This is a genomic window from Agrobacterium cavarae, assembly GCF_004310285.1.
Lineage (GTDB): Bacteria > Pseudomonadota > Alphaproteobacteria > Rhizobiales > Rhizobiaceae > Agrobacterium > Agrobacterium cavarae.
Map to the genome: position 1 here is coordinate 1 of NZ_SISF01000016.1, position 12,872 is coordinate 12,872.

At 60.4% G+C, this 12,872-nt stretch carries 13 protein-coding genes; 11 read left to right on the forward strand and 2 right to left on the reverse strand.

Annotated elements, in window-relative coordinates; all coding sequences use genetic code 11:
- The 5 genes from EYC79_RS00870 to EYC79_RS23655 all read left to right on the forward strand — a co-directional run.
- Positions 1–386: DUF2840 domain-containing protein (locus EYC79_RS00870; protein WP_130976902.1), on the forward strand; the 386-nt coding region annotated here is incomplete at its 5' end.
- On the forward strand, positions 383–928 hold the full coding sequence (locus EYC79_RS00875; RefSeq protein ID WP_165456931.1) for a S26 family signal peptidase: 546 nt from the start codon (positions 383–385) through the stop codon (positions 926–928). The genes EYC79_RS00870 and EYC79_RS00875, both read left to right, overlap by 4 nt.
- Positions 929–963: 35 nt before the next feature.
- Positions 964–1,299: a DUF736 domain-containing protein gene (locus tag EYC79_RS00880; RefSeq protein ID WP_112520466.1), complete on the forward strand. Its 336-nt coding sequence runs from the start codon at positions 964–966 to the stop codon at positions 1,297–1,299.
- A gap of 4 nt (positions 1,300–1,303) precedes the next feature.
- Positions 1,304–2,014 (forward strand): lytic transglycosylase domain-containing protein, encoded by a 711-nt coding sequence (locus EYC79_RS00885; RefSeq protein ID WP_130976904.1) that lies wholly within the window; start codon positions 1,304–1,306, stop codon positions 2,012–2,014.
- 1,153 nt (positions 2,015–3,167) lie between these two features.
- Positions 3,168–4,400 (forward strand): DUF3363 domain-containing protein, encoded by a 1,233-nt coding sequence (locus EYC79_RS23655; RefSeq protein WP_280956433.1) that lies wholly within the window; start codon positions 3,168–3,170, stop codon positions 4,398–4,400.
- A 6-nt stretch (positions 4,401–4,406) separates the two neighbouring features.
- Here the strand turns inward: EYC79_RS23655 and EYC79_RS00895 are convergent, their stop codons facing one another.
- Positions 4,407–5,336 carry a LysR substrate-binding domain-containing protein gene (locus EYC79_RS00895; protein WP_130976906.1) on the reverse strand — a complete coding sequence of 310 codons (930 nt, stop codon included), beginning with the start codon at positions 5,334–5,336 and terminating at the stop codon, positions 4,407–4,409.
- A 136-nt stretch (positions 5,337–5,472) separates the two neighbouring features.
- On the opposite strand from EYC79_RS00895, the gene EYC79_RS00900 reads away from it, so the two are divergent.
- The 3 genes from EYC79_RS00900 (at position 5,473) to EYC79_RS00910 (ending at position 8,748) form a co-directional block, all read left to right on the forward strand.
- Complete coding sequence (locus tag EYC79_RS00900; RefSeq protein WP_130976907.1) at positions 5,473–6,645, forward strand: MFS transporter; 1,173 nt, start codon at positions 5,473–5,475, stop codon at positions 6,643–6,645.
- 50 nt (positions 6,646–6,695) lie between these two features.
- Positions 6,696–7,457, forward strand: coding sequence for a glucose 1-dehydrogenase (locus EYC79_RS00905; RefSeq protein ID WP_130976908.1), 762 nt, complete (start codon positions 6,696–6,698; stop codon positions 7,455–7,457).
- A gap of 484 nt (positions 7,458–7,941) precedes the next feature.
- On the forward strand, positions 7,942–8,748 hold the full coding sequence (locus EYC79_RS00910; RefSeq protein ID WP_130976909.1) for an AraC family transcriptional regulator: 807 nt from the start codon (positions 7,942–7,944) through the stop codon (positions 8,746–8,748).
- On the opposite strand, the gene EYC79_RS00915 is transcribed toward EYC79_RS00910, so the two are convergent.
- Positions 8,729–9,550, reverse strand: coding sequence for an AraC family transcriptional regulator (locus EYC79_RS00915; protein ID WP_130976910.1), 822 nt, complete (start codon positions 9,548–9,550; stop codon positions 8,729–8,731). The genes EYC79_RS00910 and EYC79_RS00915 overlap by 20 nt on opposite strands.
- Positions 9,551–9,636: 86 nt before the next feature.
- Between EYC79_RS00915 and EYC79_RS00920 the strand changes: the two genes are divergently transcribed.
- From EYC79_RS00920 to EYC79_RS00930, 3 genes are read left to right on the forward strand one after another with little or no spacing between them, the layout of a single operon-like run.
- On the forward strand, positions 9,637–11,742 hold the full coding sequence (locus tag EYC79_RS00920) for an FUSC family protein (protein WP_245495158.1): 2,106 nt from the start codon (positions 9,637–9,639) through the stop codon (positions 11,740–11,742).
- Positions 11,732–11,947 (forward strand): DUF1656 domain-containing protein, encoded by a 216-nt coding sequence (locus tag EYC79_RS00925; protein ID WP_130976912.1) that lies wholly within the window; start codon positions 11,732–11,734, stop codon positions 11,945–11,947. The genes EYC79_RS00920 and EYC79_RS00925 overlap by 11 nt, the downstream gene beginning before the upstream one ends.
- Positions 11,944–12,840: an efflux RND transporter periplasmic adaptor subunit gene (locus EYC79_RS00930; protein WP_130976913.1), complete on the forward strand. Its 897-nt coding sequence runs from the start codon at positions 11,944–11,946 to the stop codon at positions 12,838–12,840. The genes EYC79_RS00925 and EYC79_RS00930 overlap by 4 nt, the downstream gene beginning before the upstream one ends.
- Positions 12,841–12,872 lie beyond the last annotated feature (32 nt).

Sequence of the window (12,872 nt, forward strand, 5' to 3'; positions counted from 1 at the left end):
TTGAGCAGATCATCGACCGCCGCCGCAGTCTGATCGGTTTTGCGCCCGAAAGCATCTTCGCACTCAATCGCTGGGCTTCCAACGATTACGGCACCATCGTCTCGCGGCTCGACATCCTGCGCGCTGTCGGGCGTGGCGAACCGTACCAGACCGTGCCCTTCGTTCGTCCTGGCGGCGAGATCCTGCTGCGTATCGATGGCTGGCGACAAGTCCAGCGGGTGTTGGCCCTGATCGATGCCGTGGACGCGCTAGGCGTCGATCCGGCGGATGTTGCGCCGGAGCATTGGCGGCACGTCCACAACCGTTTGAGTGCTGGTCAGGAACCCAATCCCTACACCCCGGAGCGCCATGCCGCATGGGTCAGCCGCCGGAGGATCGCACCATGAGCCGTCGTCATATCCTTGCCGTGTCCATGCTGGCCGTCGGCACGCTTGTCGTCACGGCGGTTGCCGATCTGCCAACCCGGCTGATCTGGAATGCGACTGCCAGCGCGCCCATCGGCTTCTACACAGTTGCTCCCGCCGATGCGCTCGAAGTGCCCGAACTGGTCGCCATCATGCCGTCTGAGCCGCTGGAGCGGTTCATGGTCGATCGCGGCTATATCGGACGCGGCGTGCCGCTGCTGAAGCGTGTCCTCGGCCTGCCGGGACAGCGCGTTTGCCGCAACGGTGCGACCATTACCGTCGATCATGTCGAGATGGGGGACGCGCTGGAGCGCGACCGCATGGGCCGCGATCTGCCGGTCTGGCAGGGCTGCCGCATTATCGGCGACGGTGAACTCTTCCTCATGAATTGGGACATCCGGGACAGCCTCGATGGCCGTTACTTCGGACCTGTTCCCGCCAGTTCCGTCATCGGCCGGGCGCTCCCGCTCTGGACCGATGAGGAAGGCGATGGCCGCTACGAATGGCGGGCGGCCACGCATTGAACCCACGCCGAAACCTCAACAACAGGAGATTTTTCATGCCACAGATCGGACTGTTCACGCGCGATGAAACGGGCTTTTCCGGGCGCGTTCACACGCTCACGCTCTTCCGTGAGCTTACCATCATGCCAGCCGAGCATTCGGACGCCGAAAACGCGCCGGACTACCGTGTCCATCACGGAGCTGATGACGGCCCCGAGGTCGGCGCTGCATGGAAACGCACCGGCGAAAAGGCTGGCGAATATCTCTCGGTGCTGCTCGACGATCCCGCCTTGCCGCAGCCGATCCGCGCCAACCTGTTCCGCGACGACGATGCAGGCTCGTCATGGTCGCTGCACTGGAGCCGCCCGCGGCCCCGCGAAGATCGGGACTGAGATCATGCGATCCCGCGCCCTTCTTCTCTTCACGGCCCTTCTGTCGGCTGGCAGCGGATTGACGCCAGCGCTTGCGCAGGTCACGCAGCAACCCGCGCCTGTCACTGCGCATCCCCATGCTGCTTTCATTGCCGAGGCGTCACAGCGTTTCGGCATTCCAGAGCACTGGATTCGGGCCGTGCTGCGTGTGGATAGCGCGGGCGATGTGCGCGCCATCTCATCGGCGGGTGCAATGGGACTGATGCAGGTCATGCCCGATACCTGGGCGGGCCTGCGCAGCCGCCATGGCCTCGGACGCGATCCTAACGATCCGCGCGACAACATCCTCGCAGGTACGGCGTATCTGCGCGAGATGTGGGACCGGTATGGCAATGTCGCGGCCATGCTTGCCGCCTACAATGCCGGTCCCGGTCGCTATGATGAGCATCTGGCGACAGGTCGCACTTTGCCCGCAGAAACACGCGCCTATGTCGCCACGCTCGCACCTGTTCTTGGGCTTGCGACTGCGCCTGATGTGCCGATGATCGTGCCGCCGCCACCGCCAGATTGGCGCGAAGCTCCGCTTTTCGTGGCGCAATCCAGCGGCAATTCGGTTGCAGCCAATCAGCCGTCGAACGACGTCCGCGCAACCGTTCCTATGCGCGTTTCCGTCGATCAGGAGCCGCAGGACGGCGGCATATTCGTGGCCCGTGCGAGCAATGGAGATGCGCCATGAGCATGGCGTCTCCACGCGCTTTCGGTCCGCTTCCGGTGTGCTGTCAGGCAAGGGGTCGCCTGGCTGCATTCCCGGCAGGAAGGGCAAAAAGGGCAGGGAAGGCGGAGGGCAAGATAAAGGAAACCGGCACCCTGTCGGGCCGGTTTCTGGGCAAGCCCTTGTCTGCACACTGTTTTGGGGCGCCGCGCACGGCACCCTGCTTTTGGGCCTCGCGTGCCGCGATATGGCGCAAGGCCTTGGCTTTACTGGGTTTTGACCAGCACTCTAGCCAAATATCTGCCGTTTGCGTGCCTAAGCGGCATGGGATGCGCCCATGAGCGCCGAAGACGAGAACCGCTTTCGTCCCAGGCCGGGTCGGATCAAATCCGACGTGCCGAAAGCGGGCAAGGCGAAGAGCTTTCTGACGCAGGCGAAGAAGCTGGCGCGTCAGCATAGCAACAGCCCTAGCAGATCATCTTCATTCGCATCACGGACGTCCTCGTCGCCTTCATCTGGTTCGGCCGGAAAGAGCGGGAATGCGTCGCGGCCTGGCAAAGGTCCGGGCGTCAAGCGTGGCCGCGGCGCAGCCTTTGTCCGCGCCCGAACCCTATCGGGCGGGTGGCGGCACAGTGCGGCTGGTGCGCGCCGCGTCGTCGTCAAAACCCGGTACGTCCAGAGCGCGGGGAAGAACGGCAAAGGGGCTGCCCATCTGCGCTACATCCAGCGCGATGGAACCTCACGTGATGGCGAACGTGGCCAGCTCTATTCGGCGACCGAGGATCGTGCCGATGGAGATGCCTTTCTTGATCGCGGCAAGGATGATCGCCACCAGTTCCGCTTTATAGTTTCGCCCGAAGATGCTGCCGATCTTTCCGACCTCACCGAACACACCCGCGACCTGATGAACCGCATCGAGGCCGACCTTGGCACGAAGCTCGACTGGGTGGCGGTCAATCACCACAATACCGGCCATCCCCATGTCCATGTCATCGTTGGGGGTAAGGACGATCTGGGTGAGAACCTGGTCATCAATGGCGACTATCTCGCCAATGGTATTCGTGAGCGAGCAAGCGAACTGACCACGCTGGAACTTGGCCTCGTGACCGAGATCGAGCAGAGCCGCAAGCTCTCTGCCGAAATCGATCAGGACCGCTTCACGCGAATTGACCTCGCCATGACCGAGGAGGCCGACGAGCGGTTCCTCGATCTGCGCCATGAACCGGCAGATGCACGCCGCCAGTTCGACCGCACGCTTCGCCTGCGCCGTCTCGCCAAGCTGGAAAAGATGGGGCTGGCCACCGAACACGCGCACGGCGTCTGGGAACTTGGCGCGAAGATGGAACCGGCGCTGCGTGAACTCGGTGAACGCGGCGACATCATCCGCAACATGCACAAGGCGCTGAAAGCCGACGGGCAGGAACGTGATCCGATGACCTTCCAGCTTCATGATGCGGCACCTGCGGCACCCATCACCGGCCGCGTCGTGGACAAATACCTTACTGACGAGATGGGCGAGAACCTTACGCTCGTGGTGGACGGCATCGACGGCCGGACGCATCACGTTCCGGGTATCGACCCCACCCGCGTCGAGGACGCCCGGATCGGCAGCATCGTGGAAGTCGGCCCCGCCGACACAGCGCAACGTCCCTCTGATCGGACTATCGCTGCGATCTCGGAGAATGGTATCTACCGACCAAGCCGCTACCTCGAACAGGCGAAGTTCGAGGGACGTATGCCAGGCGGCGATTACGAGGGCTATGTCGATGTCCATGTCCGGCGACTGGAGGCGCTGCGCCGCGCTGGCATTGCTGAGCGGATCGACGCTGACCAGTGGCGCATCCCCGATGACTTCGAGAACCGTGCTACCGCCTACGATGCAGGCCGCAACCGGCAGGCCAGCATCCGTGTCATCTCGACCTTCGATCTGGAAAAGCAGATCGGCGCCGATGGTGCGACCTGGCTGGACCGGCGACTGGTTACGCCGGACGCTTCGGACCTTACTCCGGCAGGGTTCGGTCAGGAGGTGCGCGAAGCTATGGATCAACGCCGTGAACATCATATCACGCAGGGGGATGCCACTCGGCAGCAGAACGGACGCATTCTCTATCGGCGTAACCTGCTCACCAACCTGCGGGAACGGGAAGTGGCCCGCGTCGGTGCGGAAATGGCAGGCAGCAAGGGGTTGCCGTTCCGTGCGGCTACCGATGGCGAGACTGTCAGCGGCAAGTTCACCGGGACCGCACATCTATTGAGCGGCAAGTTCGCCGTCGTCGAGCAGAGCCACGAGTTCACCCTTGTCCCTTGGCGACCTGTCATCGGCCGCCAGATCGATCGGGAAGTAATGGGTATCGTGCAGGGCGGATCGGTATCGTGGCAGTTGGGGCGGCAGCGGGGGCTCGGATTGTAGGGGCTTCTATTCCGCTGCTTGACGACTGTCTCCGTCGCGCTTGTTTTCGCCGGACGCCTCGTCCATCATCCAGTCAACGAAACCGCGAACCAAATTTCCAGGATCGGCATGACGGGGGACGACTGCGACATAACCCGTCCGAGGAACCCTGATGTCCGGAAGCGGCGTCATCAATCTTCCGCTGGCAATGTCGATATCCAGCATCGGAAGCGGACCAATCCCGATGCCAAGTCCATCCTCTACCGCCTGGCGCGCGACGAAGAAGTGGTCGAATGTCTGGCGCGGCAGGCCGGCCAGATGCTGGAGGTTTGCCGCTTCAAACCAGTTCATCCAATCGCCGGGACGCGTTTCGCTGGCAAGCAGCGTATGCCCCTCAATGTCCGCGGGCTTGAGGATCGGACGCTCAGCAAATAACGCGGGGCTCATGATCAACGTATCCACATCGTCGAGCACTGGAACGACATGGTGCTGGGGCCATATATCTTCCCTAACCACACCGCGCCGGATCGAGAGATCCACGCCGCCGCGCAATTCTTCCTGAACACAGGACACGGTCGTAACGACGACTTCGACGTGCGGGTGATTGGCGTGGTAACTGCCAAGCCGAGGGATGAGCCAGCGCATCGCCAGGCTGGTTGGGGCGCTGACGCGCAGGATGCGGCGCGCGTTCGGGCGCCCGCAGGCCTCTGCTGCCACAGCCAAGCGATCGAATGATAGGCCGACCTCCGCGGCAAAGATTTTCGCCGTTGGTGTTGCGACCATCCGGCGTCCTTCCCGCACGAACAGCTTTTGACCCAGCCAGCCTTCCAATGCGGCGATCTGTCGGCTCACTGCGCCATGGGTGAGGCCGAGTTCAGCTCCTGCCTCGGCATAGCTCCCCGTCCGGGCAGCGACTTCGAATATGCGCAGGGCGTTCAAAGGAGGAAGACGGCGCATTCAATATCCGTGAGAAAAGCGAACGATATGCGTGAGAAAATCCATACTAGTCGATGAAAGCTCACACGTATAGCGTCGAACGAGAAGATGGCCAGACATGGCAAGGCAAACAGCATTCCGAGCAGAACCGTGAGAGATGACCCGCAGCAGTCGATGGAACACACAAAAGCGTAGCCTTGTCGGAGCGAGCCTCACACATGCCCTGCATGATGGTTACACGGACTCCCTCTATGCCTTCATGCCGGTATGGCAGGCGCAGTTTGGGCTGTCCTATGCGGCTCTCGCCGTTATCCGTGCCCTCTATTACGCGACCATGGGCGGCCTTCAGCTACCTGCCGATCGGCTTCTTCGCGGCTGGTCGCCGCGCGCCGCTCTGATCCTTTCGACGGCTATCGCGGGGACCGGCCTTGTGATCATGGCTCTGCCATTGGGGCTGGCGGGACTTTGCGTCGGCCTTGTCGTGGCCGGTATTGGATCGAGCATCCAGCACCCGCGCGCCTCCCTGCTTGTCACCGACAGCTATGGGGATGCCGCGCGCCACCCCCTCGGCATCTACAATTTCGCGGGCGATCTGGGAAAGGCCGTGCTGCCGGCGCTTGTCGCGCTGCTTCTGACGGTTCTTGCCTGGCAACCAGTGCTCAGACTGATGGCGATGCTCGGAATCGCTTTGATCTTCACCTTGGTTCGGCTGGTGCCCTCCGTTTCCGCCGCCACGAAAAGCAGAAGACAGGCCACGATCAGTCGTCAACGCGGCGGCTTTCGTATTCTGACGGTGATTGGCGGCTTCGATACAGCCACCCGCATGGGGTATCTGCTGTTTCTTCCCTTTCTCGTTCAGGGTCGTGGTGGTGGCCTACCGACAGTCGGCGTCGCTCTAGCCCTGCTGTTTATCGGTGGAGCGTTCGGGAAAGCGGTTTTCGGCGGCCTTGGAGAAAGGCTGGGCGTCGTCAGGACCGTGATGATAGCCGAGGCCACGACAGCCTCGCTGATCTTCGCGACGCTGTTCACGCCACTTTCCTTGACGCTCGTCCTGCTGCCGCTGCTCGGCATTGTTCTCAACGGCACATCGTCGGTGCTCTATGGCACCGTGCCTGAACTGTCGGACGGCGATACAGGTTGGGCTTTCGCAATTTTCTATACGAGCGTTATCGGCTCCGGTGGCCTCGCCCCGATCTTATATGGCGCCATTGCCGATCACAGCACCCGCTCGGTGGGCGTTCTTGCGGCGGCCGCCACCGCTGTACTGATCATTCCACTCGTGCTGGCGTTAGGCCGCCATCTGCGAAGCCCGGCAACCGAAATCCAATAACCGGCCGGCTTCCGACCGGCCTCATCCAATCCCCTAAGAAAGGCCAGAAAATGAATAGCGTTTCGCAGAGACCCCTTATGTTGATAACCGGAGGAAGCCGTGGCGTGGGTGCTGCGACTGCGCGGCTTGCCGCGGCCAGAGGCTATGATGTCGTCATCACTTTCGTTTCTAATCAGGCCGCTGCTCATGCGATCACTGCCGATGTGGAAGCAGCCGGGCGCAGGGCTTTGGCCGTGCGGGCAGACAGTGCCGATCCCGAGCAAATCAGCCAGCTATTCTCCAAGATCGACCGAGAGTTTGGCCGGATAGATGTGCTGGTGAACAACGCCGGAATCATCGCGCAGCAATCCCGGCTGGAAAACATCAGCTTTGAGCGCATGCAGCGTATATTCACGGTCAACGTGATTGGCCCGATGCTGTACGCTCAACAGGCAGCCAAGCGGATGTCCACCCGTGCCCACGGGCGGGGCGGCGTCGTGATCAACATCTCGTCTGCATCGGCACGGCTAGGCAGCCCAAGCGAGTATGTCGACTACGCCGCCTCGAAGGGTGCCTTGGAAACTTTCACTACCGGCTTTTCCAAGGAAGTGGCGCGAGAGGGTATACGCGTTTGCTGCATCCGCCCCGGCCATATCTACACCGAGATGCATGCCAGCGGCGGAGAACCCGGACGGGTGGACCGCGTCAAAGACACAATCCCAATGGGAAGGGGTGGCCAACCTGAAGAGGTAGCCCGCGCCATCCTTTGGCTGGCCAGCGAAGAAGCCTCCTTCATCACCGGGACTTTTCTCGACGTTACAGGTGGCAAGTGATGCTTCCAGTTGGGGCAGCAACGAGGGCTCGGTAAATGAGAACCCATCGAGCGCTCACTCTTCATTGTCCGTGTGGGACTGACTGTGGGTGATACCTGCTTCATCATCGGAAACCGACAGTCCATAGATCGCTGGCGAAACGTAGCAAAAAAACGGAACTGCCATGCAGGCATACATATATGCCTCGAACGGATCGGCGCACGAAACAGACGGAGTGGTTGGCGGCCGGTGGCTAAAGAACCTGCGGAATTTTACTAAGAAGGTTTTGATGAATTTTCGCGGGAAGCGTGAGCGAGCTGTAGCCACACGATGTGTCGGTAAAATGCAAGGTCTGCCGTAGCGCTTCTGAGGTAGTCTCATTTCAGTTGGGAAAATATCAGACCACCATTGAGGCTCATGCTTTTGAACTGACATCGTCATTCTCCGGATTATTTTGAATGACTCTATCGACAATGCGCACCGGAGAATTTAGATATTTCCCCATATGATCACTAAATCAAACCATCTCAGCGCATCTCTCTCGGAAGCTCTGGTCCAACAAAACCTTGAGGGCGCATACGCGCGAGCGCATGCGGTGCGGATTGACGTATCGCAGAATGAACGTGAGGCGCCTGAACATCGGCATCGAAAAGGGCAACTCGTCATGGCGTTGCGCGGAGGTGTAACATGTCGCGTTCCGAACGGAATGTGGATGGTTCCACCTCACTGCGGTGTCTGGGTTCCCGGAGGGATGCTGCACAGCAATGTTGCGACCGCCAATGCACGTTTGTTTTTTCTGTTCATTGAGCCGGATGTCACCGATCTTCCAAGTCGATGCTGCACGCTCTCACTTTCCCCGCTTGTCCGAGAACTGATCATAGAACTGGCTGATCAATCCACAGTCGCAAAAGCCAATGCCGACACAATAGAAACGCTGCTTCTTTCCGCACTGCCGTTAATGCCTATAGAGGATTTGCATTTGCCGCTGACAAATGAACATCGTCTTGACCGCATCGCATCGGCATTAATTGAAGATCCATCTGACCGTGGTACGCTGAGCGATTGGGCGAAGCGAGTGGCAATGAGTCAGAACTCGCTTGCCCGACTTGTTCAGCAAGAAACGGGCTTGACCTTCGGCCATTGGCGAAAGCAGCTACAACTGATTATTGCAATTCGAAGCCTTGCCGCAGGCGCCACCGTGCAACAGGTATCTGGCGATCTTGGATATGCTTCAGTATCTGCGTTCATTACCATGTTTAAGAAAGCGCTCGGCGTGTCTCCCGCGAAGTATCTCAATCGTCTTGATAATTAGCCATCGTGTGCGAGGATTGGATGCGTTGCGCGAAGTACTGAGCGGGAGTGCTTCCCAAGGCTTTCTTGAACATGGTGATAAATGCGTTAACCGAGTCGTACCCGAGTGTAGCCGCCACATTCTGCACGGGTTCGCCAGTTGCCAGTTCACGAAGGGCAACGACAAGGTGGAGTTGCTGCCTCCAGCGCCCGAATGTCAGTCCGGTCTCTCGGATCAAGAGGCGCGCCAGTGACCGCTCGCTCATTGCGACCCGGTTCGCCCAATCGCTCAGCGTGCTGCGATCGGAAGGCTCGATTGTTAGAGCGTCTGCCATCGCTCGGATTTTCGGATGGCTGGAAATTGGCAGATTGAACCGCTCATGCGGCATCTGCGCGAGTTCGTCGAGGATCACCCGCGCGATGCGGGCGGCATGGCTGTCGGCGTGATAGTCCGCACGCTCGCGAGCAAGCCGATCGACCATTTCGCGGATCATTGGGGAAACTGCCAGCGTGCAACTGTTTTCAGGCAGTTTGGCAGACCCCGGTTCGACGAACAGATAGTTAAGCCGGGCATTGGCGGTTGCGCGTGCACTATGGGGCACGCCGCCCGGAATCCACACACCGCAATTGCGCGGCACGATCCAGATTTCGTTGCCCGCAGTGCAGGTAACAGCTCCGTGCAGAGCGAGAATCAACTGACCCTTGCGATGAACGTGCAGAGGCACTTCCGCCTGGTAATCGGCGAAATTGAGCTTGTGGGCGACCGCAGGCAGAGAGGTGAGGTCAGGATCGAAAACGGAAACGACAGATCGTGCCACAGACATGAGAATGGCCAATTTTAGGTATTTTATGTCATAATAGCCAATTTATGTGATGTTGCAAATCGATCATAACTAGCGGCATGAACACCGTGCCATCCGTAAACACCCCCTCAAGCAGGACTGTTGCAGCCATTTTTGAAGCTGGAACGAGCTTCCTGCGCGCATCCTCCCTGAAGGCGGATGCGGACGCGATCCTGTTTTCGGCGAAGAGTTTCGCCGCGGCTATGCTGGCCTATTACATTTCGCTGCGAATCGGGCTTCCCAAGCCGTTCTGGGCCATCGTAACTGTCTACATCGTCTCACAGACGTCTGCCGGGGCGTCCTTTAGCCGTGGTGTCTATCGCTTCGCCGGGACGCTGGTCGGCGCCATAGCAACGGTCGCGATCGTTCCGAACTTAGTGAACGATCCGATGGTGTGCAGCGTCGTGCTTGCGGCCTGGATCGGACTGTGCCTGTTTTTCTCGCTGCTTGATCGCACACCGCGCGCTTATGCCTTTGTTCTTGCCGGCTATACCGCAAGCCTGATCGGGTTCCCGAGTGTGCTTGATCCAGGCGCGATTTTCGAGACGGCGTCGGTGCGCGTTCAGGAAATCTTGATTGGAATTTTGTGTGCCGTCCTGATCCATCGCTACATTCTCCCGAAACGCATGACCGGCCAGTTCACCGGCAAGCTGTCGGCCACGCTGCGGGACGCTCGTCGGCTGGCAGGCGATGCACTGCGTGGAACGCCGGGAGAAAACCGCCGCGACCGCCATCAACTCGCAGGGGACCTATTGGCAATCCAGGGGCTTGCCACGCATCTGCCCTATGATCCGGCGCCCACACCGCCACGGCAGATACTGCAACTTATCCATGACCGGCTTGCCCGCTTGCTGTGGCTCGCAGCCGAGATCGAAGACCGGATTGAGGTCCTTCGCTTAGGCGACAGCGATGCGCCCGGTGAGCTGATCGCCTTGGTCGGTGACGTCGGTGTCTGGGCCGCAAGCGCCGAAACGGAAGACCGGGAGGCTGCCGCAGCCCAACTCATCGCGCACGCACGATCAGTCCAGAAGCGTTTTGGCGCCGAGGCTGCGATACCCGGCGACAGGCTTGCAGCCAACCTCGCAGGTCACCTCGCCGAGATGGTCGGTCTGCTACAGGACTGCGACAGGCTCGGGCGGACCATTGCGGCGACCGGGCGATTACGCGACGCTAGGTCGCTTCATGGACCGAAGCGAGCGAAAGGCTATGTCTATCATCGCGATCCCTGGATGGCGGGGCGAACCGCGCTCGGCGCGATCGTCGGCATCGTCATCGGCTGCGCCTTCTGGATCTGGTCGGCCTGGCCGGAGGGAGGAGTGGCCGTCTCCATTCTCGGCGTTTGCTGCACGCTGTTCGCCAATTTTGATGCGCCTGTGCCTTTTGTCATCAAATACTTCGTCGGCTCCATCTACGGGGTGGTAATCAGCCTTATCTACAGCTTCTTCATCTTGCCCCAGGTCACGGACTTTCGGGTTCTGGTCGCGGTGCTTGCGCCAGCGTTCCTGTTCGCGGGCTCTCTCCAGGCACGCCTGCCGACGACCTTCATGGCGCTTGGCATCACGCTGACCATTCCGATCCTCTCGGCCCTAGGTCCCTATTACACCGGAGACTTCGCCACCTCACTCAACAGTGTGATCGCGCTGTTCGCGGCGGTAGGCTTCGGCGCCGTAAGTATGTCCCTGTTTCAGACCTTGCCGGTCGATGGAGCGATCAACCGCTTGCTTCGATTGAGTCGCCGGGACGTTGGCCGACGCGCGCTCGGCGCTGCACCCGACGAAGCGCGCTGGGCAAGCCTGATGATTGATCGGACAGCCTTGCTGCTGCCAAGGTTGCGGCTGACCGGCAAAGCCTATCCAGATGTGCTCGACGATACGCTGAACCACCTTCGCATCGGGCATGTCGCCGGACAGCTTCGCAAGACAATTCCGCAGATCAAGGGCGAGGCCGGCGTTGAACTGAACGAGCTTCTATTCGTCATCGCCGCACGCTTCAGTGGCCGGAGGCCGTCAACGCCTGCCGACCTCCTCGACCTCGATAAGCGGATAGAGACCCTGATCGAGAAGACGGCCGGCGGCGTGCTCAAGAACCGCCTGCAGATTGTCGATCTGCTCATCGACATGCGGTTCGCGCTTGGCTCTCAGGCAGACAGGAGGATCACGACCGATGATCGTTGATCTCAATATCGGAGGCGTCCTGATCCCCGGCCTTGTGGTTATCACGTTCGTCGCTCTGGTCGCCACCATGTCAGTGCTCCGCCTGTTTACCGCCTCGGGTCTCAATCGCCGGTTCGCTTATCGGCCGCTGGTCGAACTCGCAACCTTTGTCATCATCTACGGTCTGCTCGTGCAGTACCTGCCATCGATCGGACTGCTGCGTTGAAACCTGTTCTATCTCTGCTTGGTCGCTATGCCCTGACCCTTTGCTTCGTCGCCGTCTCCGCCTTTATCGCGCTGAAGACGTGGAACCATTACGAGCGGACGCCCTGGACCCGCGACGGACGGGTTGGCGTCGATGTCGTACAGATCGCGCCGGAAGTCTCTGGCACGGTCAACGCGGTTCCCGTGGTGGACAATCAATATGTACGGCGGGGAGACATCCTTTACGAGATCGACCCCGAGCGGCTCCGGCTGGCAGTGGCGTTGGCTGAGGCTGAGGTCGAAGCCAAACGCCAGGATGTGATCGTTCGTCAGGCAACGGCGCGGCGGCACAGCCAACTCAAGGACATCGTCTCCCAGGAGGCGGCTCAGCAATCGAGCGGTGCTGCTGCGGTCGCCGGCGCCGCCTATCAGTCAGCGGTGGCGGCGCTTGACCTGGCAAAACTCAATCTTGCCCGCGCGACTGTCCGTGCCCCGGTCGACGGTTATGTCACCAATCTGAGGCTTCGGCCGGGCGACTATGCGACGGCTGGTGTGACGAAGGTCGCCGTCCTCGACGCCGCCAGCTTCTGGATAACCGGTTATTTCGAGGAGACGAAGATCCGACAAATCCGCGTTGGCGACCAGGCTCGCATCATGCTGATGGGTTTTGCTCAGCCAGTCACTGGTCATGTCGAAAGCCTCGGTCGGGGAATCGAGAACAGCAACGATGCGCCCGGCCATCTCGGCCTGCCCAATGTGGCTGCGACATTTTCCTGGGTGCGGCTTGCCCAGCGCATCCCGGTACGCATCAAGATTGATCGGGCGCCGTCCGATGTCGAACTAGCGGCGGGTATGACGGCAACGGTTGAGATATTAGCCTCAAATGCTGAGTCAGGAACGAGAGAGCGGCCATGATGGCCATCTATGCCGGCTACTATTGGATAAGT

Excerpts from the sequence above, each read along its gene's own strand:
- EYC79_RS00925 (WP_130976912.1), top strand. The coding sequence starts at position 11,732 with ATGATCGTTGATCTCAATATCGGAGGCGTCCTGATCCCCGGCCTTGTG.
- EYC79_RS00880 (WP_112520466.1), top strand. The coding sequence starts at position 964 with ATGCCACAGATCGGACTGTTCACGCGCGATGAAACGGGCTTTTCCGGG.
- EYC79_RS00900 (WP_130976907.1), top strand. The coding sequence starts at position 5,473 with ATGACCCGCAGCAGTCGATGGAACACACAAAAGCGTAGCCTTGTCGGA.
- EYC79_RS00910 (WP_130976909.1), top strand. The coding sequence starts at position 7,942 with ATGATCACTAAATCAAACCATCTCAGCGCATCTCTCTCGGAAGCTCTG.
- EYC79_RS00885 (WP_130976904.1), top strand. The coding sequence starts at position 1,304 with ATGCGATCCCGCGCCCTTCTTCTCTTCACGGCCCTTCTGTCGGCTGGC.
- EYC79_RS00905 (WP_130976908.1), top strand. The coding sequence starts at position 6,696 with ATGAATAGCGTTTCGCAGAGACCCCTTATGTTGATAACCGGAGGAAGC.
- EYC79_RS00915 (WP_130976910.1), bottom strand. The coding sequence starts at position 9,550 with ATGTCTGTGGCACGATCTGTCGTTTCCGTTTTCGATCCTGACCTCACC.
- EYC79_RS00875 (WP_165456931.1), top strand. The coding sequence starts at position 383 with ATGAGCCGTCGTCATATCCTTGCCGTGTCCATGCTGGCCGTCGGCACG.
- EYC79_RS23655 (WP_280956433.1), top strand. The coding sequence starts at position 3,168 with ATGACCGAGGAGGCCGACGAGCGGTTCCTCGATCTGCGCCATGAACCG.
- EYC79_RS00895 (WP_130976906.1), bottom strand. The coding sequence starts at position 5,336 with ATGCGCCGTCTTCCTCCTTTGAACGCCCTGCGCATATTCGAAGTCGCT.